Origin of the sequence: Mycobacterium sp. WMMD1722 (genome assembly GCF_049315205.1) — a bacterium.
In the GTDB taxonomy this organism is placed as follows: domain Bacteria; phylum Actinomycetota; class Actinomycetes; order Mycobacteriales; family Mycobacteriaceae; genus Mycobacterium.
In genome coordinates this window covers 4119613-4145427 of the sequence record NZ_CP186056.1, presented here as the reverse complement: position 1 = coordinate 4145427, position 25815 = coordinate 4119613, and the positions used below count along the sequence as shown (strand labels likewise).

Genomic DNA, 25815 nt, shown 5'->3' with positions numbered 1-25815 from the left:
TGTGATGCAACGTTTGCTGGTCACCGTCGGCGGGGCCGCGGTCGTCATCGCCGGACTGGCGGGCTGTTCCTCGGACAGCGGTTCGTCGGAGTCGTCGTCCACGTCGAGCAACACCGCGAGCGCGACGTCGGCTCCGTCGGAGGCGAAGGTGACCATCGACGGTCAGGACCAGAACATCCAGGGCACCGTCGCCTGCACGTCGATGGGCGGCAACGTGAACATCGCGATCGGCCAGGCCACCACCGGTATCGGCGCCGTGGTCTCCGAAGCCGATCCCCCCGCCGTCCAGTCCGTCGGGCTCGGCAACGTCAACGGCGTCACCCTCGGCTTTCAGCAGGGCACCGGTCAGGGCAACGCCGAGGTCGAGAAGGACGACAAGACCTACACCATCAAGGGCAACGCGACCGGGATCGACATGGCGAACCCGTTGCAGCCGGTGACCAAGCCGTTCGAGATCGAGGTCACCTGCCCCTGATCTCAGCGGCGTAGAGACGCACCAGGCCCGAGGCGACGGCGAACCTCGGGCCGTGCACTCCGTCGATGTTCGCCCGGCCGACGACCACCCGCTCGGGACGCAGCGATTCTGCGACGGTGCGCAGCAATTCGTCGTCGAGCGCCCCACCGCCGGCCAGCACCAGCACCTCTGGAGCGTCGTCGAAGGCGCGCAGACATCGCGCGATGTTGGCTGCGACGGTCGCCTGTTTGATCGCCAGCCGCAGGCTCCGCCACTCCTCGGCGGCCAACCGGTGGGAGAACGGGACCAGCCCGGCGCTGCCTCGGGTGCAGAGCCTGCCGATGGCCTCCGGGGGCGCGGGACTGTCCAGGAAGAGCCGCCGACCGTCCTCCTCGTGCGCGACATGCGGCCCCTCCACCCGCAGCGCGGGTGTGCGCTTGACCCGCTCGGCGAGGGCACGCGGGACCCCGAGCACCCGGGCCACCGCAGTGGTGATCGTCTCGCCGGCGCCTGCGGCGGTGACGATGCCGCCGCAACCGATGAGATCCACTGTGCCGCCGCCGATGTCGCAGACCATCGCATCAGCCGGCAGCCCCGGTGTGGTGTGGGCGCCGGACGCCGCCGCGGCCGGTTCCGAGGCCAGGGTGCGGGTCGGCCTGCCGGTCAACGTGTGCAGCGTCGCCGCCGCGTCGGTCACCGGATCGGCGGCCAGCAGCGCGACGACGGTGCCCCGCGCCTCCACCACACCGCGGCGCAGCCACGCTCCGTTGTCGATCACCGACAGATCGGTGAAGAACGCGTCGTCGACCGCCACACCGGTCTCGGCGGCGGGCAACGCACGGATGCGCACCGCCACGGCGCTGCCCGGCGGCTCGCGCCGCATCACGTCGTGCGCGGCCGCCGGCGGGTAGCGGGTGACCTTGTCGCCGATCCGGATGTCGACGTAATCGTCGTCGAGCGGCAGGGGCGCGGGCGGGCCGGTCCTCGGCGTGACCGCCAGGGCCGGCGCGTCGGCCAGTTCCCGGGTGAAGTCCGCGATCTCGCCGAGCCTCTCGTGGCCCAGGTCCAGAGCCGCCGAGAGGGCGATGGGATCGGCCATGGCTCGGTAGGCCCGGCCCTCGGCCACCACCTCGACCGCGACGAGCGCGCCCGGCGCGAGCCCATCGAGGTCCACCTCGTCGACCACCGGGACGTCGACCGGGATGCGGTTGCGGATCAGCACCGCATCGTCCTGGGCGGCAAGAACTCCCGCGATCCGCCAACCCCGTTGGACCGCATCGGAGATCTGCTGCGCGGCGTCTTCGAAGTCGGTGTCGCGGTCGACGGACACGATCACCGGACCCGCGGCCGGCGCGCCGGGCAGATCGCCGAGCCGGACATGGACCCCGACGCCGTGCCCCGCGCCGGCGGGGGTGCTCGCATCGGCGTGTCGCAGACTGCGCACCGGGGCGTGCGGCGACGCAGCCGGCGCCAGCGGAGCGGTGGCGGTGTCGACCGGTCGGATCGTCGCCAGCACGATCTCGTCCACCGTCACCCCCGCCTCCACCTCCAGCCGGTGCAGTAGCGCCGCAGCGGCCTCCAGCGACTCGACCGATCCCTTGCGCCCGCGCGTCGGGGTCTGACCGTGGGTCACCGCGGTGACCACCCCGTCGGCGATGCGGCCCACGACGATCTCGGTGGTGTGGTTGCCGACGTCGACACCGGCCACCACCACCACTGTGTCCGTCACCTCAGCAGGCCCCGCCGGGCGTACACGACGGCGGCCTGGCGCACCAATTCGGCACAGCGGGAGGCTCCGCGCGTCTCGAGCGAGACCCGTAGTGCCTCGAGTTCGTCGGCCGTCGAGCGGTGCGGCCGCAGCGCCTCGTAGAGGTTCATCACCTCTTCGTCGTCGATGACAGCGAGTTCGGCTGCGCGCAGGAAGTTCTCGGCGAGCTGCGGGTTGCCGTTCTCTTCGGCGACGACCGCCTGGTGCGCCAGGACGGCCGGGTCCATGCGCAGGTCGGCCAGACCCAGTTCGCCGTCGACGGCTGCGGCCACGGTGAATCTCTGCTCGGTCATGCGCGTTTGGCCTCCACGGTGATCGGCGCCTGTCCGGGTTCGCAGGCTTGACGTTCCAGCGCCACCAGGGCAACCGCGCGGGCGTGATACCGGGCCGAGATCGATTCGTCGGTGCCACCGGTGAAGATGGGGACCGGCGCCATACCCTTGGCGTGGCGGGCAGCGTTGCGGCCGAGTTCGCGGTACATCTTCGCCGTCAACAACGGCGCCACGCTGAACAGTTCGAGATTGGCCAGCGGCGCCAGGTCGCGCCGATGAATCAACGCTGTTCCCTTGCCCTGCAATCCGATTCCGATGCCCGAGCCGGACAGCCGCGCGGCGGTCAACCCGATCAGCCCGACGTCGATGGTCGAACGGACCCGCACCAGACGCGGCACGCAGCCCTCCTCCTCCAGACCCGCCGACAGCTGACGCAGCACCTCGCCGACCGTCAGGCCGCACAGCGTCAGCCACACCGAGCGGCCCAGTGCGGGCGACAGCCCGATGCAGACTTCGCGCGGATCGCTACCTTGCCGGGCCGGCTCGACGTCGGAGAACGCGATGTGTCCGTGGTGCTCGGCCTGATCGGCGGTCAACTCCCGCGCCGTGCGGGCCTGCCGGATGGCGTCGATCTCGTTGCGGCGGTCCTCGGTGAGCGCGTATCCGGTGCCCGGGCCGGTGTAGTCGTTGGGATCGGTGATCTTCGAGAGCACGCGGAATTGCTCGTCGAAGATGGCCGACGTCTGCAACTGGTCGCCGCGCAGTCGTTCGCGGGTCAACCGCATGATGGCCTCGGCTTCGTCACCGAAACCGGTGCGGTGCAGGGCCGCGACGACGTCGAAGACCGTCAGCTGCCGGGCTTCGATGGCGGTGGCCGCTTCCGCCACCGCCTTGGGATCTCCTGCGGGCAGGTCACGAGACCCGTTGGCGACGACCACCGCATCGATGCGGCTGTCATCGAAGTCGGCGAGTCCGAGATCGCGGTAGACCGCCTGCACCGCGGTCGCCGCGCGGCGGCGCACCCGCCCCAGGTGTTCGGGTGAGACCGTGCGCAGACCGCCGTCGGCCCCCCAGTCCCGCTGCAACACCAGGAAATCGTCCATGTCGTCGGCGTTGAAATTCGACAGCGCGAACGCGTTGTCGTAGCGCGGGATCGAACCGAAGCCAGAGAAGATGAAGTCCGCGCCGGCCAGCAGCACCGGCAGGGTGTGGGCGCTGCGCCGGATATCGGACTCGGAGATGAGGTTGTCGTTGCCCGCGCACGATTCGAGGTCGCGCATCATCACCATCAGGTTCTCGGCGAGCAGTTCCTTCATGCCCTCGGGAACCGAGGCCACCACACCGACGCCGTCGATGCCGCCGTTCTGCACACCCTGCGATCCGAGCGCGCGAGCCAGTGACACACACCGTGATTCGAGGTAGAGGATGGAACACTTCTCGGCCGCCCCCATCAACACCTCGGCACCGCCCCCACTGGTCACCCGCATCTTCAGCCCGCGTGACGCGTAGGCCGACGTGAGGATCGCCTTGGAGAACGGGGTGTCGTCGCCGTCGACGAACACCTGCTCGGTGCCGTAGATCGAGATGGTCTCGGCGTAGCTGGTGAGCCCGCGCAGCCCCAGCCGCAGCTCCAGCGCCTCCTCGATCGAGCACTGCGCCATGGCGCCCGCGACACCGACCTGCGAACCGATCAGCAGCGCAACGGCATTCGAGGGCGCATCGCCCAGCACCGGCACCGTGGTCTCCACTTCGCGGAAGCCGTAGGCCACCGCGCTGGCGGCATCGGCGGCGATCAGCAGCGGATCGTCGAGCTGATTGGTGACGTGGGCCTGATTGCTCGGGGTGCGGCGCGCGCGCATCTTGCTCATCGCCATCTGCATCTCGACCGGCGTCATCACCGCCATCACGCGCGCCAGCTTGGCCGGGGTGATGCCACCGACCAGGCGCACCACCTCGGCGCGCGGCACGTTCGGATCCACGGCACGACGGGCGAGCTCGACGTCCGAGAGCGCCATGGCCTCCTCGGCCACCGAGAGGTCCAGGCCGTAGCGGGCGATGAACTCGTCGATCACGTCGAACCCGTCGACGACTTTGCCGTCCATCTCGACGACCTCGCCGCCACGGATGACCAGTGACGGCGCCGGATCGTTCGGACTGTGCATGGCGATCAGGCCGAGATCGGGATCGGTGACACTGAATCCGTCGAGATTCACCGCTTTGGCGTCGAGGATCCGCATCCGACCCTGGTCGAGGTCGCCGTTTTCCGTCATGCCGGTGATCCTGCCAGGGCGGGGTGGCACTGGCGACACCCCGGCGTCACCCGGCGCTCACGCGACGTTCCGGTACGGAGTCCATCGAATTAGCTGACAGCCAGCGGGCGGAACGCTATCGTCGAGCTCGTCATTTCCGCGTGGTGGATATCTTTGGAGGCTTGCGTTGACCTCGGTCCAGCATGCGTTGCGTAGAATCCTGTTCGGATTCGTTCTCGGTCTCGGTGTACTCCTGGCCGGCGCGGCCGGGGTGGCCGCCGCGGATACCGGTCAGTCCGGGGTCTCGGCCGGTGGTGCGTCGAGAGACACGGGGTCCGCCGGCGCCGCGTCGGTGAGCCGCGGCGACCGCAGTGCTGACCGGTCACCGGCCACCCACGGGGTACGGGCTTCCGATCCGGCCGCCACGGCGCGTTCGACGACCACGGTGAAGCGCCCGCCGGCCAGGCCGGTCGTCGGGACGCCGGCGCGGGGCAACAGGCCGACCGCCATCAAGCCGGCGGTCGTGCGGGACATCCCCATCGACGAACCCGTCGAACCGGCCCGGCCGGCCGAACCGGTGGTGTACGGCAATCCAGACCAGAACCGAGACTTCTTCGCGACTCGGAACTGGGAGACCGCACCGCTGATGTCGGCGACGATGCTGCTCCGACAGCTGACCGGCGCCATGGTCGACGACCAGGATCTCGTCGATCAGGCCATCGCCACCGACAGCAGGTACCGCACCGGAAGAAAGGTTTACCTTCCAGGCGTCAACGACAGGGTCTCGGCTCTTGACGCACAGGAACTGCTGTCCGACCGCGGAGTCGAACTGATCACCCGCACCTATCCCAAAGCCCAGGAGTCCCGGGCGCTGGCGAACCTTCAGGCGGCACTCCAGGATCCGGGCAAGGCCGTGATGGTGGACGTCTCCACAACGCTGGACGGCTGGGACAAGCCGCACACCCATGAGGTGGTGGTGCTGGGCATTGACGCGACCAACGGCCTGGTGCATTTCAACGACGCCTGGTCGCCGACGACCGGAAGAGGCCGGATGCTGACGCTCAGCCAGTTCCTGGCGGCGTGGACGAACAACTACACGACCACCGTCGCACAACTGCCCGCTGCATTGCGACGCGATCCGGTGGCAGCTCAAACCGCGATCGCGGCCTGAGGGGTGTCGCTCATGAGAATCTCCCTCAAGAAGGCACTCTTCGGATTCACACTCGGGGCCGGCGTGCTCCTCGCCGGCGGGGCCGGCGTGGCGGCCGCCGCACCGGCCGCTTCCGATCAGGGATCCGGCGTCTCGTCCTCGTCGTCGGCAGGTCCTACGTCGACGTCGTCCGTCAGTCGCGCTCACCCGGCCGACAAGACCACTTCGGTGGAGCCTGCGCACGTTGCCGTACCGCCTTCGCAGGTCAGCAGTACCCGTGGCGCGGCCGTGCGCGCTGATCGGAACGGCATCGGGGCGGCTGGCGAACCGTCGGGGCGCGCGCTGCAGCGCATCGAGGCCGCGCGAGCCATCCCGCTGTCCGCCCGGGCGTCGAACGATTACACGGCAGCGCCCACCGATTCCGGCGAATCGCGCCCCGTCAGCACCGGCAGCGTCGTCGCGGATCCGCAAAGCGGCCTCGCCTCGCTCAGCGCTGACCTGGCTCGCGCCCACGACGGAGTCCAAGCGGCTCCGTCGAACGCTACGACGTTCGGGAACTACGAAGCCAACAAGCCCTACTGGTATCACCAGGGTCAATGCGGCACCTGCGTTTTGATGTCGGTGGCCGGGGTCGTCGGCCAACTGAGCCCCGGTAATCAGATGCCGACTCAGCAGGGGATCATCGACCGGGCGTCGAGCATCCCCAGCGACGTCATCGCCGGTCAGATGATCTACGAACCCGAGAGTGACGGTCCCAATCTCGCCGGAAAGCACAAGGGCGCCTACTATCCCGACGCCGTCAAACTCCTGGAGTCCTACGACATCGATGCCGAAATCGTCGAGTACACCAGGGGCCAGGGCAAATTGGCGATGGACGCACTCAAGGCCGCGCTGTCCGACGGACGCGGAGTGATCGCCAGCATCAACAGCAACAACGTGTACGGCGGCTACAACCAGACGTTCTTCGGCATCAACAAGGATCCCTTCGGCAGGACGCTCAATCGGTTCCCACTGGAAACCTTCGGCAACCACGCGGTCATCGTGCTGGAGGTCGACGAGCGGCACGACATGGTCTATCTCAACGACAGCGCGCCACTGAACGGGCGCGGGTTGCCGGTGCCGCTGGCCGTCTTCATGGAGGCGTGGCAGACCAGTCGGTTCAAGACGCTGATCGCCAGGCCGCGCGCTAACGGTGTCGCTCCACCGATCGCGGTCGCCGCGTGAGTGCGGTGCGGCGCGCGGTGCACACCAGCGCATTCGGATTCCTGCTCGGCCTCGGCGTGCTCGTCGCCGGGGCGGCGGGCGTCGCGACCGCGGACCCCGGGCTTTCCGGCGTCGCCGGCGGGAGCACGTCGTCGGACTCCGGCGCCGGCGCGACGTCCTCGTCGGTCGGCACCGGCGACCGCGGTGCCTCGAACTCCTCCGATGCCCGCGGCGTGCGGGCTTCCTCGGGCGACGGCGACGAGGAGGCGACCGGTCGAGGCGAGGCCGGCGGCGCGGTGCGCCGGCCGCCGGCCCGACCTGCCACCCCACCCCGCGCCGGTACCCGGCCCACCGTCGTCAGCATCAGCCCGACCGAGGTCAAACGCCCCGCGACGACCGTCGAGCCCACCCCGGTGGCACCACGGCCGGCCGATCCGGTCGACCCGCCGGTGGTGATCGGCAGGCCCGCTGAGAACGTGCAGTACTGGGCGGCCCGGGATTGGGGCACCCACAACCTCATGACCATCACCATGGTGATGCGCCAGCTCACCGGTCGGATGGTCGATCCCCAGGAATTCGTCGACACGGCACTGCGCACCGACAGCCTATACCGCGACGGCAGGACGATGTATCTGGGCGAAGATGCCAACGACACCGTCTGGCGCGACGACGCGCTCGAACTGCTGGCCGACGCGGGTGTCGACGTGACCGGGCGGAAGTACACGAACAGCCAGCAGCAACTCGCGTTGAAGGATCTGAAGACAGCGTTACAGGATCCGCAGAAGGCGGTGCTGGTGAACATCGACGGCCCGGCGGCCGGAAGGAATGGTCCGGCGGACCACACCGTCGTGGTGCTCGGTATCGACGAGACGAACGGCCTGGTCTACCTCAACGACGCCGCCCTTCCGGTCGGCGGACGAGGCAACGCCATCCCCCTGGATCGCTTCCTCGCGATGTGGAACTCGAACTACCGGACGTTCACCGCGCAGCTCAGATCGCCCCGCCCCGCACCGGGGGTGGCAGCCCGATGACCGCCCTGCGGACGACTCTTCTCGGTCTTCTCCTCGGCGTCGGGATCCTGCTCGCCGGCGCAGCCGGGGCCGCCGCAGCCGATCCGGGCGACTCCGGCGTCTCGGCAGGCGGCTCGGCCGGCGGCTCCTCGGTGGGAGCGTCGACGCCCGGATCATCAGCGGTGAGCCGCTCGGGGCCACGTTCGGCTGGTCCGTCAACCACCGACGGACGCTCTGCCGACCGCGCTCAGAAACAAGCCGAGACCGGTAAGGCCACAGCCGCCGAAGTCGCCGGGCCGCAGGACGATCGCGCGGCAACCGTGATCACGACGGGACCGGTCGACACGGACGGTGTGTCAGACGGGCAGGGCGGGCGCCACCTGCCCCCGTCCTCCTATCGGGAACCGGACCCGGATCCCAAGCAGGAGCTGTCCGCGCTCAGCGCAGATCTCGCCCGGTCACACACCGGCGTCGAGCCTGCGACGGCCACCGTCTCACCGCAGGCGACCGGGATCCACGGCGACCCCGAGACCAACAAGCAGTACTGGTATCGCCAGGAGCGGGGCTGCCCAACGTGCGTACTGATGTCGGTGGCCAGCGTGGTCGGCCAGCTGAGCCCCACCCATACGATGCCCACCCAGCAGGAGATCATCGACCTCGCGAAGTCCACCGACAGCGACGCCAAGCCGGGTTTCAAGATCTTCGAGTCGGGCGGGACGGGCGCGCACTGGGGCACCCACTACATCGACGCGGTCAAGCTGCTGGACAAGTTCGACATCGATGCCGTGCAAACCGAGTTCACGAAGAATCAAACCGAGCAGGCGCTCCGGCAGCTGACCACGGCATTGGACGACAGAGCGGGCGTGATCGTCTCGATCCGCCCCGACACCCTGTGGGATTCGGCGCGGCGAATGCTGAATGGCCAGGACGTGAGGTCGTTGAAACCCACCGTCGACAACGCCTACCACGCCATCGTCGTGACCGCGGTCGACGTCAACCGGCGAATCGTCTGGGTCAACGACAGCGACCTCGATGTCGGCGCAGGATTGGCTCTGCCGCTCGACGCCTTCCTTCGTGCCTGGCAGGCCAGTAGCTACACCTCGGTGATCGGCAGGGCGCGGCCGGTGAACACCGCCGCGCAACCCGCCATCGCCGCGTGACAGGGGTTCGCGGCCGCGGCTGACACGATGACGGGATGAAGTCCGCCCTCGCCGTCGTCTGCGCGCTCATCCTGATCCTGGCCGGCTGTTCGTCGGCCGGACCCGAGGACCCGGTTCGGGCGTTCGCCGACGCGCTGGGCAAGCGCGACGCCAAGGCCGCCGCGGAGCAGACCACCGACCCGGCCGCTGCCGAACCGGTCATCACCGCGATGTTCGACGGTATGGGCGGCGACGCCACGGTGCGGGTCCAGACCGCGACAGACGGGGCCGACGAGACGGGCGCGACGCTCACCTACCAGTGGACCCTCGCCCCGGGCCGCGAGTTCGGCTACCAGACGACGGGCAGCGCCGCCCAGGATGGTGACACCTGGCGGCTGACCTGGTCCCCGACTCTGCTGCATCCGGATCTGCAGCCGGGGATGACATTCCAGTACAGCGAGGACAGCGACCTGCAGACCCCGGTGCTGGACCGCACCGGCCAACCGCTGATGACCTGGCAGACCGTCGGGGTGGTCACACTGCAACGGGCACACCGTGATTCGTCAGCGACCCTGGCTGCACTGCTGACCCCGTTCGAGCCGGACATCACGGCCGGGTCCATCGCGGCGCAGTTCGACGGCAACGACGACGCGGTGGTCACGGTGATCCGGTTGCGTCAAGCCGACCTCACCCCGGTCGCCGAGCAGCTGCGCGCGATCCCCGGCGTCACGATCACCGAACAGGGGGAGCTGCTGACCGCCGACCGGGCACTGTCCTCCCCCGCGCTGGCCGGCCTGCCGGAGCTGTGGCATCAGCAGATCACCGCTGCGGCGGGGTGGTCGGTGTACCTGGTCGACGACCAGGGCGCACCGACCCAGCAGCTGGTCCAGACCCCGCCCGCCCCGACCGATCCGGTGCGCACATCGGTCGATCTGCGTCTGCAGCTGCTGGCCCAGACCGCCGTGGCCGCCGAACCACGGCCCGCGGTGCTGGTCGCGATCGCCCCGTCGGACGGCGGCATCGTGGCCGCCGCGCAGAACGCCGCCGCCGACGCGCAGGGCGCCATCGCCTTCTCCGGCCTGTATCCGCCCGGGTCGACGTTCAAGACCATCACCACCGCGGCCGCGCTGGAGGCGGGCATCGCCACCCCCGACACCCCGGTGGCCTGCCCGGGCCGGCTCACCATCGAGAACCGCACCATCCCCAACGACGACGAGTTCGATCTCGGCACCGTCGCGCTGACCACTGCCTTCGCCCGGTCGTGCAACACGTCGATGGCCGCATTGGCCGACCGGCTGCCCGCCGATGCGCTGCCGGCCACCGCCCGGCAGTTCGGGATCGGCGCCGACTACGTCATTCCCGGCCTGACGACCGTGACCGGCCGGGTGCCCGCCGCCGACACCGCCGCCCAGAAGGTGGAGAACGGCATCGGCCAGGGCACCGTGACCACCAGCCCGTTCGGGCTCGCCCTGGCCGAGGCCAGCCTGGCCCGCGGTGCGACGGTCACCCCGACCCTGGTGGCCGGGGAGAAGACCGAGACCGACACCCCGGCGGCCACGCTGCCGCGCCCCGTCGTCGAGGCACTGCGGACGATGATGCGCGCGACCGTCACCGAGGGCACCGCCTCGGCACTGGCCGACATCGGCGACCTCGGCGGTAAGACCGGCACCGCCGAGTTCGGTGACAACACCCATTCCCATGGTTGGTTCGCCGGCATCGCCGGCGATCTGGCGTTCGCGACGCTGGTGGTCGGCGGCGATTCGTCGGCGCCGGCGATCTCGATAACCGGCGACTTCCTGCGGCCCGCCATGGCAGGCTGAGGTCATGAAACTCGTCGCCGCCGCGGCCCTGGCCGCGGGTGCGCTCGCCGCGCCGCTCGTGTCTGCGCCGACCGCCGTTGCCGCGCCCCCACCGGCTGGGCCGTGTGACGGCGCGCAATGCGTCCCGTTCGTCGACCACAACATCGACACGAGTGGACCGTGTGTACCCACGAGCCGGTGGGTGTTCGGGCTCGACTCCTCGGGCACCACCTATGCGTGCACCGCGCAACGGGAATGGGTGCAGCAAGCACCGCTGATCGGCGTGCGGTTGTCCCGTCAACCGTGCGGAGACGTCAGGGGCGTCGCGCAGTCCCCCGACGGGATCTTCCTCAGCTGCATCGACGGCGGCTGGACCGCGGACTTCACGCCGTTCTACTTCTAGAGATCGCCGAGGTCGTCGGGCACGTCGACGGCGTGTTCGCGTAACGCCTCGAGCGGCACCACATCGAGCGTGCGTTCGTGGGTGGCCGCCAGGTACACCGGAGCCGCGGCGCCGTCGGAGTGGGCGCGGAGCCAGTTCACCGCGGTGACGCACCACCGGTCGCCCGGGGTGAGGCCGGGGAAGCGGTATTCGGGTCGCGGCGTGGACAAGTCGTTGCCGATGGAGCGCTGATGGTCGAGGAATTCGGCGGTGACCACCGCGCAGATGGTGTGCCTGCCGACGTCCTGCGGTCCGGTCGAACAGCATCCGTCCCGATAGAAGCCGGTCAGCGGATCGATACCACACTCCTGCAGCGGACCGCCGAGCACATTGCGTTCGGACACCCGGTCAGTATGGCCGGACCGATCAGCGCTCGTAGAGATTCCACGGCAGCGCAGTAAACGGCCGCTCCCGGGGCAGACCATCGGCGACGAGATATTCACCCGTGGTGAGGTCGACGATGGTCGCCGCCACGGTCTGCCACTGCTTGACGAACGGCACTTTCGGATCGGGCAGGGCGCACACGGAATTCGGGGCGAAGTCGTCGTTGGCGAGGGCGGCGCCGATCGCTGCGCGCGTCGCCTCGGTGCCATCGGCGGTGCGCGCGGACTCGAGCCCCTTGCGCACCAACGGCACCCGGTAGAGCGAATCGACGGCCATGGGCTGGTAGGGCCCTGGTTGGCCGGTGGGGACGTAGGCCTCGTGGTGGTTGCCGTGCACCAGGATGCCGTCGGTCGGATAGAGCCATGCCGTACGTTCGGCGGGCGTGGTCTCCAGCGAGATGGCGAAACCTTCACGGGTGGCCAGCAGATAATTCGCACCGATCTGCTGGGGCGCCTTGAACACCCGCTCCATCGCATCGTGGAGGTTGTCGCTCTGCAGCACTCGGCGCCGGACGAACGGCTGTGGAACACCGAAGCCCTCGAAACCGTAACGGCCGCCGAGTCCGTTGACCTGCATCGCGATTCCGGCCGAATTCGCACCGTGCCGCCCGATCTGACCGGCCTCGATCTGCATGATGATGTCCGGTTCGTCGTCTCCGCCGTGGATCCGCAGCAGCACGATCGAATCGATCGCCCCGCACAGATAGTCCCAGTTCTGCCCGGCGTAGGAATGCCCGTCCCCCGACGCCTCGGGGGCGATCGCATACGTGGTGCACTCGCCGCCGACGAGATCGGCGAACATGCGGTCGTAGATGATCTCGCCGCGTGCGTTGATCGCCATGAGTTCACCGAAGTCGCGCTCGGCTCCGCGGGCGATGCCGCGCAGTTCCTCGACCAGATCGGGGGCGTACTCCGTCGCCGGGGCGACCCAGGCTTCGGCCTGCCCGACGATCGTGTCCCAGGACAGTCCCGACGCGTTGGTGAAGGCCTCGCGGTAGTACGCGATCGATGCGTCGATCTGCTGCCCGGCCAGCCGGCCGTACTGTTCTCCCCGCTCCGCGGGCGGTCCGGCGATCTCGATCACCGGGATGCCGAAGTCCCCTGCGCCTGCCATCTCCAACCTGCCTTCCGCGACCCGATCGTCGAATGAATGTATACACTACGCAATTCCCGCGGCCGATCAGGCACTCGTTCCGTAGCAGACACTACGTCCTCTTGCGAAGGCTCGGCGGCACTCATGGCTCTTCACCCCCATAAAAGCCCAATTCGGTGGTCTGAAATTTATCTGCGGTTCGTCTTGAGTGCTGGTGTGTGCACTGCTACGGTCCAACAACATTGCAGCCCGCTCCGACGGCTCCTGAAGGAGATTCGATGCGCAGAACCAGGCAACGCACCCTCGCTCTCACCGCCGCGGCGGTGGCCGGCGCACTCGTGGCGGGCTGCTCGTCCGGTGGCGGATCCGATTCGGCCGGGTCCGTGAACACCGACGCCCGACTCACCATGGCCATCCCGGCGCAGCCGCCCAACCTCGATCCTGACGTGTCGACCACCACCGCGACCTCGGACATCGCCAATGGGGTGCTGGAGACACTGCTGACCACCGACGAGAACCAGCAGATCCAGCCGATGCTCGCCGCCGACTACGACGTCAGCGATGACGGCAAGACCTACACCTTCACCCTCCGGGACGGCGTCACATTCCACGACGGCAGCGACCTCGACGCCGAGGACGCGGTGGCGTCGATGCAACGCTGGAGCCGGCTGTCGGGTCCCGGTCAGACCTACTTCGACGGGGCGACCTGGAAGGCCGTCGACGACCGGACCGTGCAGGTCGATCTGCAGACACCCACATTCGGCGCGCTGCTGGCGCTGGCCAACCCCAACGAGCAATTCGCGGCGATCTACCCGTCGGAGATCATCGCCAAGGCCACCGACGAACCCATCACCGACATCGTCGGCACCGGGCCGTTCCGGATGGGCGAATGGATTCCCGATCAGTCACTGGCCCTGGACCGTTTCGACGGCTATGTCCCCGCTCCGGGCGAGCCCAGCGGACGGGCGGGCAACCGCACCGCCGACGTGGCCGGTATCGATTTCACCTTCGTCGCCGACCCGGCCACCCGCGTCCTCGGGTTGCAGACCGGCGAATACGACTTCATCAGCGAGGTTCCGTACGACAACGCCGCCCAGGTACTGGGCGACCAGTCACTCAAGGCCGGTTCCTACCCGGTGACGCTGCTCAACCTGTACTACAACAAAGCCCAGGGCCCCTTCGCGGACGTCACCGCACGCCGGGCGGTGGACACGGCGCTCGACCGCGACGCGATCATGCTCGCCGCCGTCAGCGACCGGCAGTTCTACACGCTGACCAACAGCATGATGCTCGACGCGCAGAGCGGACTGTGGCCGACGGCCGTCGGCAAGGACACGTTCAACCCGCACGACACCGCCAAAGCCCGGCAACTGCTGGCCGACTCGGGATACAACGGGGCGCCGGTGCGCATCATCGCGACCCGGGACTATCTCGAGTCCTACAACGCCGCGGTGGTCGTGCAACAACAGCTCAAGGGCATCGGTATCGACGCCTCGCTGGACACCTACGACTGGCCGACCTTCACCGAGGTGCGCGACGACCCGACGAAGTGGGAGCTGGCGGTCATCCCGAACACGGCCAAGAGTGACCCCGGCTCACTGGTGTTCATGCGCCCGGACTTCGCCGGCTCGACGAAGAGCCCGCAGCTCGACGCGATCCTCGAAAAGTACCGCGCCGCACCGACGGTCGACCAGGCTCGCGGCTACTATGACGATCTGCAGCGCTGGTTCTACGACTATCTGCCCGTGTCCAAGCTCGGGGACGCGGACACGGTGTTCGCGACGACCAACAACGTCGACGTCACGATCGGACCCGGGTTCGAGGGGCCGATCCTGTGGCGGACCACCGTGACGGGATAGCCAGCCGAACCGTCGAGTCAGGACCGCCGTGCTCACCTACAGCCTCAAACGTCTACTGGCGTTGATCCCGGTGTTGGCCGTCGTGTCGATCGTCATCTTCGCGATCATCCATCTCACCCCGGGAAATCCGGCCCGCGCGATCCTGGGTCCGGAGGCGAGCGCGCAGGACGTCGATGCCCTCAGCGAGCGACTGGGGCTGAATCGTCCGTTGGTGGTGCAGTACCTCGAATGGCTCGCGCACGCTTTCACCGGTGATCTCGGTGACTCGCTGTTCCTGCGTAAGCCGGTCACCCAGGCCATCGTCGACAACGCCGTTCCGACAGTGCAATTGGCGGTGGTGGCATTGCTCGTGGCTGTGCTGATCGCGGTGCCGCTGGGGACTCTGGCGGCGCGGTGGCGTGGGTCGGCCCTCGACGCAGCGGCGATGGGGGTCTCGCTGATCGGGATGGCCGTGCCCAGCTTCGTGCTCGGGCTGGTGCTGATTCTCGTCTTCGCCGTCTGGCTGCGGGTTCTTCCCGTCGCGGGATACGAGAGCCTGTTCGACGACCCCGCGGCCGCGGTCCGCTATCTGGTCCTGCCGGCAACGTCACTCGGTGCGGTACTCGCGGCGTTCCTGCTGCGCACCACCAGAGCATCGGTGCTCGATGTGATGTCGTCGGACTACATCGAGGCGGCCCGGTCGCGGGGCGTCGGCGAATCCCGCCTGCTGTTCCGTCACACGCTGCGCAACGCGGGTCTGCCCATCGTCACCGCGGTGGGGTTGACCTTCGGAGCACTGATCACCGGGGCCGTGGTCACCGAAACCATCTTCACCATCCCCGGCATCGGGTCGCTGTTGGTCAACGCCATCAAACGCCGCGACTACCCGGTGATCCAGGGCGTGGTGATGTTCGCGACGCTGGCATATCTGACGGTCAATCTCGTCGTCGACCTCCTCTACGGCCTGGTCGACCCGCGTATCCGGCTGTCGGGAAAGTCCTAAAGGTGCAATGACGTCAACTTCTGAAACATCCCGGAATGCCCGGAGCATCCACGCCACTCCCGCATCGGCTGCCCTGCACCGACTGCGCGCTAACCGCTCGGTAGTGGCGGGCGGTGCGCTGCTGCTCGCGGTCATCCTGGTGGCGTCGGCGATACCCCCGCTCGCCCACCTGGACCCCTACGCGGTCGACCCCGCCCAGCGACTTGCCGGCCCCGACGGCGAGCATCTCCTGGGCACCGACACCTTCGGTCGTGACCTGCTGGCCCGGGTCGCGGCCGGCGCGAAATCGTCCTTGATCGTCGGCGGCGCGGTCGCGGCCCTGAGCGGACTTCTCGGAACGGCCTTCGGCATCCTGGCCAGTTCCTTCCGGGTCCTCGACCAGATCCTGATGCGGGTCTGCGACGGGTTGATGGCCATCCCCGCATTGCTGCTCGCGGTGGCTCTGGCCGCGGCGCTCGGCCCCAGTGTGCCCAACCTGATCGCCGCGTTGACGGTCGTCGCGACGCCGAGCGTGGCCCGGCTGGTGCGATCGCGGGCGCTGGCCGTGATGTCCGAGACGTTCGTCGAGGCCAGCCGCGCGCAGGGCGCGGGGTCGTGGCACATCATCGTCAGACATGTTCTGCCCAATGTGCTTTCGGTACTCGCGGTGCAGGTGACGTTCATCTTCGCCGACGCGATCATCACCGAGGCCGCACTCAGTTTCCTCGGCGCCGGAGTGCCCACCCCGCAGCCGAGTTGGGGCAACATCCTCTACGACGGCAAGGGCGTCATCCTGCAGGCGCCGATGATGACCGTGGCCGCCAGCGCTGCGCTGGTCGTGACGGTGCTGGCGCTCAACCTGCTCGGGGACGGACTGCGTGACGTGGTCGACCCGCGCGCCAGCAGGGCCGGCGCGTCACCGGGGATGCTCACCCGCCTCATCGGCTCCCGGCGACGCGGCGCCCCGGCTCAGGACGCGATCTGATGCCCGCACCGGTCGAGGTCCGCGATCTGCGCATTCATCTCGGCGCCGGCTCCGACACCGTGCGGGCGGTCGATGGGGTGTCGTTCGCCCTGGCCGATCGCGAGATCCTGGCGATCGTCGGGGAATCGGGCTCCGGTAAGACCGTGACCTCACGGGCTCTGCTGGGCATGTTCCCGCCGCATGCCCGGGTCAGCGGCACCATCGTGGTCGACGGGCACGACGTCGCTCGGGCGTCGCGCACCGAATTGCGCCACCTGCGCGGCACCAGTGCCGCCATGGTCTTCCAGGAACCCTCGACGGCACTGAACCCGGTCTTCACCGTCGGCTGGCAGATCGAAGAAGGCCTGCGGGCGCACGGAATCGGCGAGCGCGCCGAACGGCGTCGCCGCGCACTGGACATGCTGCGTGTCGTCGGTATCCCCGACCCCGAACGCCGCTACGGCGACTACCCCCACCAGTTCTCCGGCGGGCAGAAGCAGCGCATCGTGATCGCGATGGCGCTGACGCTGCAGCCGGCGGTGATCATCGCCGACGAACCGACCACGGCGCTCGACGTCACCGTGCAGGCAGAGATCCTCGACGTGTTGCGCCGGTGCCGCGATGAGCTGGGCACGGCGATCGTGTTGGTCACCCACAACATGGGCGTGGTGGCCGATCTCGCCGACCGGGTTGTGGTGATGAGGGCGGGCAAGATCGTCGAATCCGCCGACTGCCAGACGTTGTTCAGTCGGCCCGAGCACGAGTACACCCGCCAGCTGCTGGCCGCGGTCCCCCGGTTGAGCGGCGATCCGAGCGGTGAGACCCTCGCGCAGCCGCACACCGAAGCTCCCGCGGTCCGCGCCGAGGGATTGGAGATTCGATACCCGGGCCGGTTCCGGCGGCCCGGATTCCACGCCGTGCGGGGCGTCGACTTCCAGATCGGGCGCTCCGAAGTGCTCGGCCTGGTCGGTGAATCGGGCTCCGGCAAGAGCACGATCGGGCGTGCGCTCATCGGTCTGGCACCGGTCACCGCGGGTGCGCTGACCGTGCTGGACACCGATGTCGCCCAGGCATCGTCGGCCGAGCTCCGGCGGCTGCGCCGACGCGTCGGGTTCGTCTTCCAGGACCCGGCGTCGTCGTTCAACCCGTTCATGACCGTCTTCGAGTGCATTGCCGAACCGCTGCGGATCCACCGCGCGGGCACCGATCAACGCGAGGTGCGCCGCCGGGTGACCGACCTGCTCGACGCGGTTCGCCTACCGACGTCGTGCCTGGGCCGATCGTCGACCGAACTGTCCGGCGGGCAACGGCAACGGGTCGGGATCGCCCGGGCGCTGGTGTTGGGACCCGAACTCGTCATCGCCGACGAACCGACCTCGGCACTGGACGTCTCGGTACAGGCCAGTGTGCTCGAGCTGTTACGCGAATTGCGGGCCGACCTCGGATTCGCAGCGTTGTTCATCACCCACGACCTGGCCGTCGTCGAGCAGTTCGCCGACCGGATCGGGGTGCTGCGCTCCGGCGAACTGGTCGAGACCGCCGCGGCACATCAGCTGCTGACCCGCCCGGCCGACGCGTACACCCGGGCGCTGGTCGCGGCGGTTCCCGTGCCCGACCCGGTCGAGCAGCGCCGTCGCCGGCTTTCGCGGCAAAAGCCGGACAGACTACGGTAAGAGCGACGGCGGGAGGTACGGCGATGGCTGGGCAGTTGGATCCGCACAGCTCAGTCGCCACCCGGATGGGAGCGGTCAACGCCCGCGCGGGTTCGGCACAGCGCCGCATCTTCGACTACGTCGCGCGCCACCCCACCGACGCCCTGCTGTCCTCGGCCAACGAGATCGCCGCGGCGGTGGGCGCCAGTGACGCCACGGTGATCCGGACGGTGCAGAAGCTCGGATACCACGGTTTGCGGGAGTTCAAGGAGGACCTGCGCGCAGCCGTCAACGGTGCGGGGGGCCCCGCCCGCGCGCGAACCCCGTCACCGCGACGAAACACCCGCACGGCGAACGGCCGGCGCGGTGCACCGCGGGATATGCACGCCGAACTGCGCGAGATGATCATGTCCGGTGAACTCACCAGCGGTGTCCATGTCACCGAAAGCGAACTGGCCGCCCGGCTGGGCGTGAGCCGCACCCCCGTGCGGGAGGCGCTGCGCACCCTGGAACGCAACGGTCTGGTGGTGCGCAGTCACCAGGGCATCACCGTCCCCGCCCAGACCCGGGCAGAGATGAACGAGGTGTACGACGCCCACATCCTGCTCAACGGCGCTCTTGTCCGGCGGGCCAGCGAGCGACGCTCAGCCACCGACGTCGACACCCTGCGTCAGCTCAACGACGCCATGCACGCCCTGCCCGTCGAACTCGCCGGGTCGTGGGAAGCTGCGGCGGCGAACCGGCGCTTCCACGAAGCCACCTGGGAGATCGCCCGCGACCGCACCCTGCAGGCGCTCGTCCGCCAGCTCAACGACCAACTCGATCTATGGCCCGGGACGACACTCAACGCACCGGGGCGCTGGGTGGAGTCGCTGGCCGAACACGATCAGCTGATCGACGCGATCGAAGCGCGTGATGCCGACGGCGCCGAGGCGATCGCGACCCGGCACCTGGAAGCGGCCCGCCGGATCCGGCACGGCCTGCTGTCGCGCTGACGCGGCAGACCGCGGGCCGGCGGAAGAGATTATGGCGGTGGCGGAGGGATTTGAACCCTCGGACGGGGGTTACCCGTCACACGCTTTCGAGGCGTGCTCCTTAGGCCGCTCGGACACGCCACCGTGTGGCAGCTTACTAGTCGCCCGCCGCTGGCCCTAATCGCCCGGTGCCCGCTACGCGAGACTGCACATACGGTCGTCAAGAGCGCGGGTTAATAGCCCTGGGTGCAGTCTCGCGGCCCGCGAGCTACCGCTGGCCGGCGAAGAATTCCGCCAACAGCGCGGCGCACTCCTCGGCCAGCACCCCGCCCCGCACCTGCGGGCGGTGGTTGAGTCGGCGATCGCGCACCACGTCCCACAGCGAGCCGACCGCACCGGTCTTGGGTTCCCAGGCTCCGAACACCAGCCGCGACACCCGGGCCAGCACCAGCGCGCCGGCGCACATCGTGCACGGCTCGACGGTCACCGCCAGCGTCGTCCCCGCCAGGCGCCACCCGTCGGGAAGCACAGCCGCGGCGGCGCGTAGCGCCAGCACCTCCGCGTGCGCCGTCGGATCGCCGAGCTCCTCGCGAGCATTGGCAGCGCGTGCGAGCTCGGCGCCGTCGGGGCCGAACACCACCGCGCCGATCGGCACATCACGGGGTCCCGCGGTACGGGCGGCGTCCAGCGCGGCGCGGATCAGCGCCTCGTCGGAGGTCACCGATTGAGGCGTTCGAGCACCGCCGAGAGCTGGTCGGCGAAGCCCATCTCCCGGGCGATGCGCCCCAGCTGTTCGTCGGCGTACAGGTCGGTCTCGTCGAGGATCACGCTGAGCACCGCCTCGGGCAGCCCGATGTCGGACAGCAACCCGAGGTCGCCCTCCTCGAACGGATCGACATCGTCGAGGTCGTCGGGCTCGATGTCGGCGTCGAGCTTCTCGAGCACCTCGGCGGCGATGTCGTAGTCGAGCGCGGCAGTGGCATCGGACAGCAGCAGCCGGGTGCCCGACGGGGCGGGCCGGATGATCACGAAGAACTCGTCGTCTACGTCGAGCAGCCCGAAAACCGCGCCCGCGCTGCGGATCTCACACAGCTCCTTCTCAGCGACCGACAGGTTGTCCAACGCCGCGCGGCGCATCGGGGTGCACCGCCACTGACCGTCCTCCCGCACGACGGCCACGCCGAATCCATCGGGCGCGTCCTGCGCCGGCGCACCCTGGGGTCCCATTTCGCAAACGGTAGTCGCCGAGCACCCCGTTGACCAGGCGTGCGGTCCGCCCACCCACCGGATATGCCAACCTGGTGAGGTGACGAAGCCACCGGTGTGCGTGCTGGGTCTCGGGCTCATCGGCGGATCGCTCCTCCGGGCGGCCGAGGCCGCCGGCCGCGAGGCCTTCGGATACAACCGCTCGGTCGACGGCGCCCAGGCCGCGCGGTTCGACGGGTTCGATGCCCACGAGGACCTCGAGCAGGTATTGAGCCGAGCCGCCGACAGCGATGCGCTGATCGTGCTGGCCGTCCCCATGCCGGCGGTGTCCACCATGCTCGACCACATCCGCAGCAGTGCGCCGCGCTGCGCCCTGACCGATGTGATCAGCGTCAAGGCCGCCGTCGCGGACCAGGTCCGGTCCTACGGACTGCTCGACAACTACGTGGGCGGCCACCCGATGGCCGGAACGGCCCACTCCGGGTGGGCCGCCGGGGACCCACGGTTGTTCACCGGGGCGCCATGGGTGCTCAGTGTCGACGACCATGTCCGGCCCGATGTGTGGGCCGACGTGATGCACCTCGCCCTGGACTGCCGTGCCGTCGTGGTCCCGGCGCGCTCCGACGAACACGACGCCGCGGCGGCCGCCATCTCACACCTGCCCCATCTGCTGGCCGAGGCGCTGTCGGTGACCGCGGGTGAGGTCCCGCTGGCGTACGCGCTGGCGGCCGGATCGTTCCGGGACGGCACCCGGGTGGCCGGTACCGCCCCCGACCTCGTGCGAGCGATGTGCGAGGCGAACGCTGCGGACCTGCTGCCCGCGCTGGACCGCGCGATCGACCTGCTCGGTTCGGCCCGCGCCACGCTGGCCGAGCGTGGTTCGGTCGCCGAGCTCGTCGAGGCCGGCCACGCCGCGCGGATGCGCTACGACAGCTTCAGCCGCCCGGAGATCCTGACCACCGTCATCGGAACCGAGCGCTGGCGCGAAGAACTCGCCGCCGCCGGCCGCGCGGGCGGGGTGATCAGATCCGCTCTGCCAACCCGGGATAGTCGAGGATGATGCCGTCGCCGTCCACCCGGATGGTGGTGTCGGCGACCGGGCTGCGGACCTCGAAATCGCCCGAGCCGTCGGCGTTGCCGTAGCTCATCGTCGCCGGCTCCACCGAGAGCTCCGGTATCCGCACGTACACCACCGGCACGGCGACCGACTGGCGCTGCTGCAGCAGGCCGAGCCGGCGGATCGGCAGAGTGTTGAAGAACGGGCTGGGCGCCACGTCGACATCGAGTGCGCCGTCGAACGACGCCCGTTTGGTCTGATTCTGGTGGTTCTGCACCAGCCACATGTTCTCGGCGTCACGGGCGATCGACAGCTGGCGTTCCCGCTCGGCCATGGTGACCGTCAGCGACAACCGCCGGGTCGCGCCGTTCTCGTCGGTCACCAGGTCGTAGGACGCCGAGAACGCCGGATGGACGTCCGTCGCCGCGGCGACGATGCGGCCGTAAGCCTTGATTCGGTTGCCGGACAACACGACCCGTACCGATTCCATCCGGGCGACATCGTGTGCCCGCCAGGTCAAGACCGCGGGCCAGGTGTTCACCGTCGTTTCAGAGCGGCCTGCTTCACTCACCCTTCTACCGTAGGCGACGCACGCCCGGGTTCGTAGCCCGCCTGCGAACTCCGACGAGAACTGCCGCCGGACCGCGACTCCAGCGCGACCTCGTCGGACAGGAATGGCTGCGGCATCCGCCCCAAACCGCCGCGCAGCCCCCGCAGCCGGTCGGACCCGGGCACCGACAGCCAGACCGCCAGGGCGAGCAACCCGTCCAGGATGAGAGCCAGGGCGGTCACCATCAACGCACCCACCAGGGCGAGGTAGAACTCGCGGACCTTGATGCCGTCGATGAGATAGCGGCCCAGCCCGCCGAGGCTGGCGTAGGCCGCGACGGTGGCGGTGGCCACGATCTGCAGCGTGGCGGTGCGCAGACCGCCGAGGATCAACGGCAGCGCGTTGGGCACCTCGACGCGCAGCAGCACCCGCGCCTCGGTCATGCCCATCGAGCGCGCCGCGTCGACGACGGTCCGGTCGACGTTGGCGATACCGGAGTACGTGCCCGCCAGCAGCGGTGGGATGCCCAGCAGCATCAGCGCGACGGTCGGCGGGACCAGTCCGAGACCCCACAGCAGCACCCCGAGCAGCAGCACCCCGAGCGTCGGGAGCGCGCGCAGCGCGTTGACACCGGTGACGACGAGGAACGTGCCCTTGCCGGTGTGCCCGATGATCATGCCGAGCGGCACCGCGATGAGCGCCGAGAACAGCACCGCGACGGCGGTGTACTCGAGGTGTTCGACGATGCGCGCGGCCAACCCGGCCGGACCGGACCAGTTGGCGGCGGTGAAGATGAACGCCAGCGCCTCATGCAGGAAGTTCACGCGGCCGCCCCCGCCTTCGGTTTCGCCGAACCGGCCCTCGCCCACGGGGTGAGCGCCCGGCCAGCCAGCATGATCAGCGTGTCGATCACGACGGCCAGCACGAAGATCGCGATGATGCCGGCGATGATCTGGTCGCTCTTGTTGGCCTGATAACCCTCGGTGAACCAGGTGCCCAGCCCGCCGACGCCGATCACCGAGCCCACCGACACCATCGAGATGTTGGTGACCGCCACCACCCGCAGGCTCGCGATCAGCACCGGCACCGCCAGCGGCAGCTCGACCTTGAGCATCCGGGTCAGCGGTCGGTAGCCGACGGCGGTGGCCGCATCGAGCACCGCCGGCGACACCGCGTCCAGCGCCTCGGGCACCGCCCGCACGAGGAGCGCGACGGTGTAGAGGGTCAGCGCGACGATCACGTTGGCCTCGTCGAGGATGCGCGTCGGGATCACCAGGGGCAGCACGACGAACAGCGCCAGCGACGGGATCGTGAAGATGATGCTCGCGGTGACCGTGGTCAGCCGGCGCAATGCGGTGGTGCGCTGAACCAGGGCGCCGATCGGCACCGCGATCAACAGCCCCAGGACGATTGGGACCAGCGAGAGTCGCAGGTGGATGACCGTGAGCGTCCAGAGGTCGTCGAGGTGGGTCAGCAGGTACCGCACCGGTCAGCCCTCCTGCCGTTGCCGGTCCAGTGCGGTCAGCACGTCGTCGGCGCGGACTCCGCCGATCACCTGACTGTCGCCGTCCACGGCCACCCCGAGCCCGGCCGGTGACGACAGGGCGGCGTCGAGCGCGAGCCGCAGGGTGCCGTCGGGACGGAACAGCGACCCGCCGGCGATGGTGCTGTCGTACAGCGACGCACCGCCGCGGTGCAGCGCCACGCCCTCGGCGTTGATCCACGCGTACGGCGTTCCGTCGTCCCGGGTCACCAGAATCCATTCGCCGGGGGCGAGCTGCAGCGCGTCGATCTCGCCTTCGCGGACGTGGCGGACGTCGTGCAGCGGCAGCCCCGTCGCGTGGCGGAACTGCAGGCCGCGGTAGCCGCGGTCGGCCCCGACGAATTCGGCGACGGCGTCGTCGGCCGGATTGGAGAGCAATCGTGCCGGCGCGTCGTACTGCAGCAGCACGCCGCCGCGGCCGAACACCGCAACCTTGTCACCGAGCTTGATCGCCTCGTCGATGTCGTGGGTGACGAAGACCACGGTCTTGCGCAGGTCGTTCTGCAGCCGCATGATCTCGGTCTGCAATTCCTCGCGCACCACGGGGTCGACGGCGCTGAACGGTTCGTCCATCAGCAGGATCGGCGGGTCGGCGGCCAGCGCGCGGGCCACCCCGACGCGCTGCTGCTGACCGCCGGACAGCTGTGCCGGATAACGGTCACCCAGCTGCGGATCGAGACCGACGCGCTCCATGACCGCCAGCGCGGACCTGCGGGCGGTGCGCCGCGATTCACCGCGCAGCACCGGCACCGTGGCGACGTTGTCGACCACCCGCAGATGGGGCATCAGGCCGGCGCTCTGGATGACGTAGCCGATGCCGAGGCGCAGTTTGACCGGATCGGTCTTGGTGACGTCGGTACCGTCGACGGTCAACGTGCCCGAGGTGGGCTCGATCATTCGGTTGATCATCCGCATGGACGTGGTCTTGCCGCAGCCCGACGGTCCGACGAACACCGTGAGCGTGCCCTCGGGCACCTCCAGGCTCAGATCGTCGACCGCGACGGTGCCGTCGGGGTAGCGCTTGGTGACGTTGGAGAAGGTGATCATCGCGTCGGGCCGCCTACTTCTGGATGGGTTGGTCGAAGCCGTTGTCGCTGATCCACTTTCCGGCCGCTTCGTCCGGGTCGACACCCCGGTTGCCCTCCACCGCGGAGTTCATCTCGATCAGCGCCTCGGTGGTGAGCTTGGCGCTGACCGCGTCGAGCACCGTCTTGAGATCGTTGGACATCTTCTGCGAAGCGACCAGCGGCACCACATTGGCGGCGAGGAAGTTGTTCTTCGGATCCTCGAGCACCACCAGGTTGTTCTCCTCGATCGCCGGTGAGGTGCTGAAGATGTTGGCCGCGGTGACGGTGCCGTCGGTCAGCGCACGCACCGTGGCCGGACCGCCGCCGTCGCTGATCGCGACGAAGTTCGACGGGGGGATGTCGAGACCGTATGTGGCCTTGAGCCCGGGCAGCCCCTCGGTGCGGTTGAGGAACTCCGACGGGCCGCCGAATTTGACCTCGGGCGAATGTTGCGCGAGGTCGGCGATCGACTTCAGGTTCCAGCGCTGGGCGGTCTGCTCGGAGACCGCGACGGTGTCCTTGTCCTCGGCCGGTGAGGGATACAGGATCGACAGGTCGCCGGGCAGCTCCTTGAGCAGACCCAGCAACACGGCGTCGGGGGTGGTCACCTCGGTGTCCTTGTCGAAGTACTGCAGCAGGTTGCCGGTGTACTCCGGGATCAGATCGATCGAATGGTCCTGCACCGCGGGGATGTAGGTCTCGCGACTGCCGATGCCGAACTGCCGGGTGATGTCGAAACCGTTGGCCTCCAGGGCCTGCGCGTAGATCTCGGCGATGATCTTCGACTCGGTGAAGTCGGCGGAACCGACCTTGATGGATTTCAGATCACCGGAGATCTCCCCGCCACCCAGCGGGTTCGAGCTCCCGCAGGCGGCCAGCGTCACCGCACAGATCATCAGCAGGACGGCCGACCGAGCCCGCCCCCAGCTTCGCTTCATCGACATTGGGATGCCCCTCTCGGCGTCGCGACTCCTGCGGAGACTAGCGGCATGCCGACGGGCTCGCCTTACTTTGGCTGAT

General features: G+C 69.1%; 25 protein-coding genes and 1 tRNA gene. 13 read left to right on the top strand and 13 right to left on the bottom strand.

Annotated features, from left to right (window positions below; translation table 11 throughout):
- The first annotated feature begins 1 nt into the window (after window position 1).
- Window positions 2–475, top strand: a complete 474-nt coding sequence (locus tag ACN27E_RS19855) for a lipoprotein LpqH (protein ID WP_422744030.1) — start codon at window positions 2–4, stop codon at window positions 473–475.
- Here ACN27E_RS19855 and ACN27E_RS19850 read toward each other — a convergent pair.
- Genes ACN27E_RS19850 through ACN27E_RS19840 form a run of 3 tightly spaced genes read right to left on the bottom strand, consistent with a single transcriptional unit; the run spans window position 462 to window position 4731 of the window.
- Window positions 462–2183, bottom strand: a complete 1722-nt coding sequence (locus tag ACN27E_RS19850; protein ID WP_422744029.1) for a diol dehydratase reactivase ATPase-like domain-containing protein — start codon at window positions 2181–2183, stop codon at window positions 462–464. The genes ACN27E_RS19855 and ACN27E_RS19850 overlap by 14 nt on opposite strands.
- Window positions 2180–2515, bottom strand: coding sequence for a diol dehydratase small subunit (locus tag ACN27E_RS19845; RefSeq protein WP_422744028.1), 336 nt, complete (start codon window positions 2513–2515; stop codon window positions 2180–2182). The genes ACN27E_RS19850 and ACN27E_RS19845 overlap by 4 nt, the downstream gene beginning before the upstream one ends.
- Window positions 2512–4731, bottom strand: a complete 2220-nt coding sequence (locus ACN27E_RS19840; protein ID WP_422749995.1) for a propanediol/glycerol family dehydratase large subunit — start codon at window positions 4729–4731, stop codon at window positions 2512–2514. The genes ACN27E_RS19845 and ACN27E_RS19840 overlap by 4 nt, the downstream gene beginning before the upstream one ends.
- Window positions 4732–4930: 199 nt before the next feature.
- On the opposite strand from ACN27E_RS19840, the gene ACN27E_RS19835 reads away from it, so the two are divergent.
- The 6 genes from ACN27E_RS19835 to ACN27E_RS19810 are packed head-to-tail and all read left to right on the top strand — an operon-like array spanning window position 4931 to window position 11447.
- Complete coding sequence (locus ACN27E_RS19835; RefSeq protein ID WP_422744026.1) at window positions 4931–5914, top strand: hypothetical protein; 984 nt, start codon at window positions 4931–4933, stop codon at window positions 5912–5914.
- A gap of 12 nt (window positions 5915–5926) precedes the next feature.
- Window positions 5927–7117, top strand: a complete 1191-nt coding sequence (locus ACN27E_RS19830; protein WP_422744025.1) for a hypothetical protein — start codon at window positions 5927–5929, stop codon at window positions 7115–7117.
- The gene (locus tag ACN27E_RS19825) at window positions 7114–8127 is read left to right on the top strand and encodes a hypothetical protein (protein WP_422744023.1); all 1014 of its coding nucleotides are present in this window, start codon (window positions 7114–7116) and stop codon (window positions 8125–8127) included. Before ACN27E_RS19830 ends, ACN27E_RS19825 begins: the two co-directional genes overlap by 4 nt.
- Window positions 8124–9266 carry a hypothetical protein gene (locus ACN27E_RS19820; protein ID WP_422744022.1) on the top strand — a complete coding sequence of 381 codons (1143 nt, stop codon included), beginning with the start codon at window positions 8124–8126 and terminating at the stop codon, window positions 9264–9266. Before ACN27E_RS19825 ends, ACN27E_RS19820 begins: the two co-directional genes overlap by 4 nt.
- A gap of 35 nt (window positions 9267–9301) precedes the next feature.
- Window positions 9302–11065 carry a penicillin-binding transpeptidase domain-containing protein gene (locus ACN27E_RS19815; RefSeq protein ID WP_422744020.1) on the top strand — a complete coding sequence of 588 codons (1764 nt, stop codon included), beginning with the start codon at window positions 9302–9304 and terminating at the stop codon, window positions 11063–11065.
- A 4-nt stretch (window positions 11066–11069) separates the two neighbouring features.
- Entirely contained in the window at window positions 11070–11447 is a 378-nt protein-coding gene (locus ACN27E_RS19810) for a hypothetical protein (RefSeq protein ID WP_422744018.1), read from the top strand.
- On the opposite strand, the gene ACN27E_RS19805 is transcribed toward ACN27E_RS19810, so the two are convergent.
- A complete protein-coding gene (locus ACN27E_RS19805; RefSeq protein ID WP_422744017.1) occupies window positions 11444–11830 on the bottom strand; it encodes a DUF2237 family protein in 387 nt (128 codons plus the stop codon). The two genes, ACN27E_RS19810 and ACN27E_RS19805, sit on opposite strands and share 4 nt — an antisense overlap.
- A 22-nt stretch (window positions 11831–11852) precedes the next feature.
- On the bottom strand, window positions 11853–12983 hold the full coding sequence (locus ACN27E_RS19800) for a C45 family autoproteolytic acyltransferase/hydolase (protein WP_422744016.1): 1131 nt from the start codon (window positions 12981–12983) through the stop codon (window positions 11853–11855).
- Window positions 12984–13240: 257 nt separating this feature from the next.
- On the opposite strand from ACN27E_RS19800, the gene ACN27E_RS19795 reads away from it, so the two are divergent.
- From ACN27E_RS19795 to ACN27E_RS19775, 5 genes are read left to right on the top strand one after another with little or no spacing between them, the layout of a single operon-like run.
- Entirely contained in the window at window positions 13241–14821 is a 1581-nt protein-coding gene (locus ACN27E_RS19795; protein WP_422744014.1) for an ABC transporter substrate-binding protein, read from the top strand.
- Between the two features lie 28 nt (window positions 14822–14849).
- Complete coding sequence (locus tag ACN27E_RS19790; RefSeq protein ID WP_422744012.1) at window positions 14850–15803, top strand: ABC transporter permease; 954 nt, start codon at window positions 14850–14852, stop codon at window positions 15801–15803.
- Window positions 15804–15810: 7 nt separating this feature from the next.
- The gene (locus ACN27E_RS19785; RefSeq protein ID WP_422744011.1) at window positions 15811–16767 is read left to right on the top strand and encodes an ABC transporter permease; all 957 of its coding nucleotides are present in this window, start codon (window positions 15811–15813) and stop codon (window positions 16765–16767) included.
- Window positions 16767–18419 carry a dipeptide ABC transporter ATP-binding protein gene (locus ACN27E_RS19780; RefSeq protein ID WP_422744009.1) on the top strand — a complete coding sequence of 551 codons (1653 nt, stop codon included), beginning with the start codon at window positions 16767–16769 and terminating at the stop codon, window positions 18417–18419. Before ACN27E_RS19785 ends, ACN27E_RS19780 begins: the two co-directional genes overlap by 1 nt.
- A 23-nt stretch (window positions 18420–18442) precedes the next feature.
- Complete coding sequence (locus tag ACN27E_RS19775; RefSeq protein ID WP_422744008.1) at window positions 18443–19393, top strand: FCD domain-containing protein; 951 nt, start codon at window positions 18443–18445, stop codon at window positions 19391–19393.
- 32 nt (window positions 19394–19425) lie between these two features.
- Here the strand turns inward: ACN27E_RS19775 and ACN27E_RS19770 are convergent.
- The 3 genes from ACN27E_RS19770 to ACN27E_RS19760 form a co-directional block, all read right to left on the bottom strand.
- Window positions 19426–19516 (bottom strand) — tRNA-Ser (locus ACN27E_RS19770).
- A gap of 124 nt (window positions 19517–19640) precedes the next feature.
- Window positions 19641–20093 (bottom strand): nucleoside deaminase, encoded by a 453-nt coding sequence (locus tag ACN27E_RS19765; RefSeq protein WP_422744006.1) that lies wholly within the window; start codon window positions 20091–20093, stop codon window positions 19641–19643.
- Window positions 20090–20599 carry a tRNA adenosine deaminase-associated protein gene (locus ACN27E_RS19760; RefSeq protein ID WP_422744004.1) on the bottom strand — a complete coding sequence of 170 codons (510 nt, stop codon included), beginning with the start codon at window positions 20597–20599 and terminating at the stop codon, window positions 20090–20092. The genes ACN27E_RS19765 and ACN27E_RS19760 overlap by 4 nt, the downstream gene beginning before the upstream one ends.
- Before the next feature lie 94 nt (window positions 20600–20693).
- On the opposite strand from ACN27E_RS19760, the gene ACN27E_RS19755 reads away from it, so the two are divergent.
- A complete protein-coding gene (locus ACN27E_RS19755) occupies window positions 20694–21638 on the top strand; it encodes a prephenate dehydrogenase (protein WP_422749994.1) in 945 nt (314 codons plus the stop codon).
- On the opposite strand, the gene ACN27E_RS19750 is transcribed toward ACN27E_RS19755, so the two are convergent.
- Genes ACN27E_RS19750 through ACN27E_RS19730 form a run of 5 tightly spaced genes read right to left on the bottom strand, consistent with a single transcriptional unit; the run spans window position 21601 to window position 25733 of the window.
- Window positions 21601–22206: a putative glycolipid-binding domain-containing protein gene (locus ACN27E_RS19750; RefSeq protein WP_422744003.1), complete on the bottom strand. Its 606-nt coding sequence runs from the start codon at window positions 22204–22206 to the stop codon at window positions 21601–21603. The genes ACN27E_RS19755 and ACN27E_RS19750 overlap by 38 nt on opposite strands.
- Entirely contained in the window at window positions 22203–23009 is an 807-nt protein-coding gene (locus ACN27E_RS19745) for an ABC transporter permease (protein ID WP_422744002.1), read from the bottom strand. Before ACN27E_RS19745 ends, ACN27E_RS19750 begins: the two co-directional genes overlap by 4 nt.
- The gene (locus ACN27E_RS19740; protein WP_422744000.1) at window positions 23006–23671 is read right to left on the bottom strand and encodes an ABC transporter permease; all 666 of its coding nucleotides are present in this window, start codon (window positions 23669–23671) and stop codon (window positions 23006–23008) included. Before ACN27E_RS19740 ends, ACN27E_RS19745 begins: the two co-directional genes overlap by 4 nt.
- 3 nt (window positions 23672–23674) lie before the next feature.
- Window positions 23675–24775, bottom strand: coding sequence for an ABC transporter ATP-binding protein (locus tag ACN27E_RS19735; RefSeq protein WP_422743998.1), 1101 nt, complete (start codon window positions 24773–24775; stop codon window positions 23675–23677).
- 13 nt (window positions 24776–24788) lie between these two features.
- Entirely contained in the window at window positions 24789–25733 is a 945-nt protein-coding gene (locus ACN27E_RS19730) for a glycine betaine ABC transporter substrate-binding protein (protein ID WP_422749992.1), read from the bottom strand.
- Between the last annotated feature and the right edge of the window lie 82 nt (window positions 25734–25815).

Bases quoted from the DNA above. Each gene is read 5' to 3' on its own strand.
- ACN27E_RS19845 (WP_422744028.1), bottom strand. From the start codon at position 2,515: ATGACCGAGCAGAGATTCACCGTGGCCGCAGCCGTCGACGGCGAACTG.
- ACN27E_RS19840 (WP_422749995.1), bottom strand. From the start codon at position 4,731: ATGCGGATCCTCGACGCCAAAGCGGTGAATCTCGACGGATTCAGTGTC.
- ACN27E_RS19830 (WP_422744025.1), top strand. From the start codon at position 5,927: ATGAGAATCTCCCTCAAGAAGGCACTCTTCGGATTCACACTCGGGGCC.
- ACN27E_RS19820 (WP_422744022.1), top strand. From the start codon at position 8,124: ATGACCGCCCTGCGGACGACTCTTCTCGGTCTTCTCCTCGGCGTCGGG.
- ACN27E_RS19815 (WP_422744020.1), top strand. From the start codon at position 9,302: ATGAAGTCCGCCCTCGCCGTCGTCTGCGCGCTCATCCTGATCCTGGCC.
- ACN27E_RS19810 (WP_422744018.1), top strand. From the start codon at position 11,070: ATGAAACTCGTCGCCGCCGCGGCCCTGGCCGCGGGTGCGCTCGCCGCG.
- ACN27E_RS19800 (WP_422744016.1), bottom strand. From the start codon at position 12,983: ATGGCAGGCGCAGGGGACTTCGGCATCCCGGTGATCGAGATCGCCGGA.
- ACN27E_RS19795 (WP_422744014.1), top strand. From the start codon at position 13,241: ATGCGCAGAACCAGGCAACGCACCCTCGCTCTCACCGCCGCGGCGGTG.
- ACN27E_RS19785 (WP_422744011.1), top strand. From the start codon at position 15,811: ATGACGTCAACTTCTGAAACATCCCGGAATGCCCGGAGCATCCACGCC.
- ACN27E_RS19780 (WP_422744009.1), top strand. From the start codon at position 16,767: ATGCCCGCACCGGTCGAGGTCCGCGATCTGCGCATTCATCTCGGCGCC.
- ACN27E_RS19775 (WP_422744008.1), top strand. From the start codon at position 18,443: ATGGCTGGGCAGTTGGATCCGCACAGCTCAGTCGCCACCCGGATGGGA.
- ACN27E_RS19760 (WP_422744004.1), bottom strand. From the start codon at position 20,599: ATGGGACCCCAGGGTGCGCCGGCGCAGGACGCGCCCGATGGATTCGGC.
- ACN27E_RS19735 (WP_422743998.1), bottom strand. From the start codon at position 24,775: ATGATCACCTTCTCCAACGTCACCAAGCGCTACCCCGACGGCACCGTC.
- ACN27E_RS19730 (WP_422749992.1), bottom strand. From the start codon at position 25,733: ATGAAGCGAAGCTGGGGGCGGGCTCGGTCGGCCGTCCTGCTGATGATC.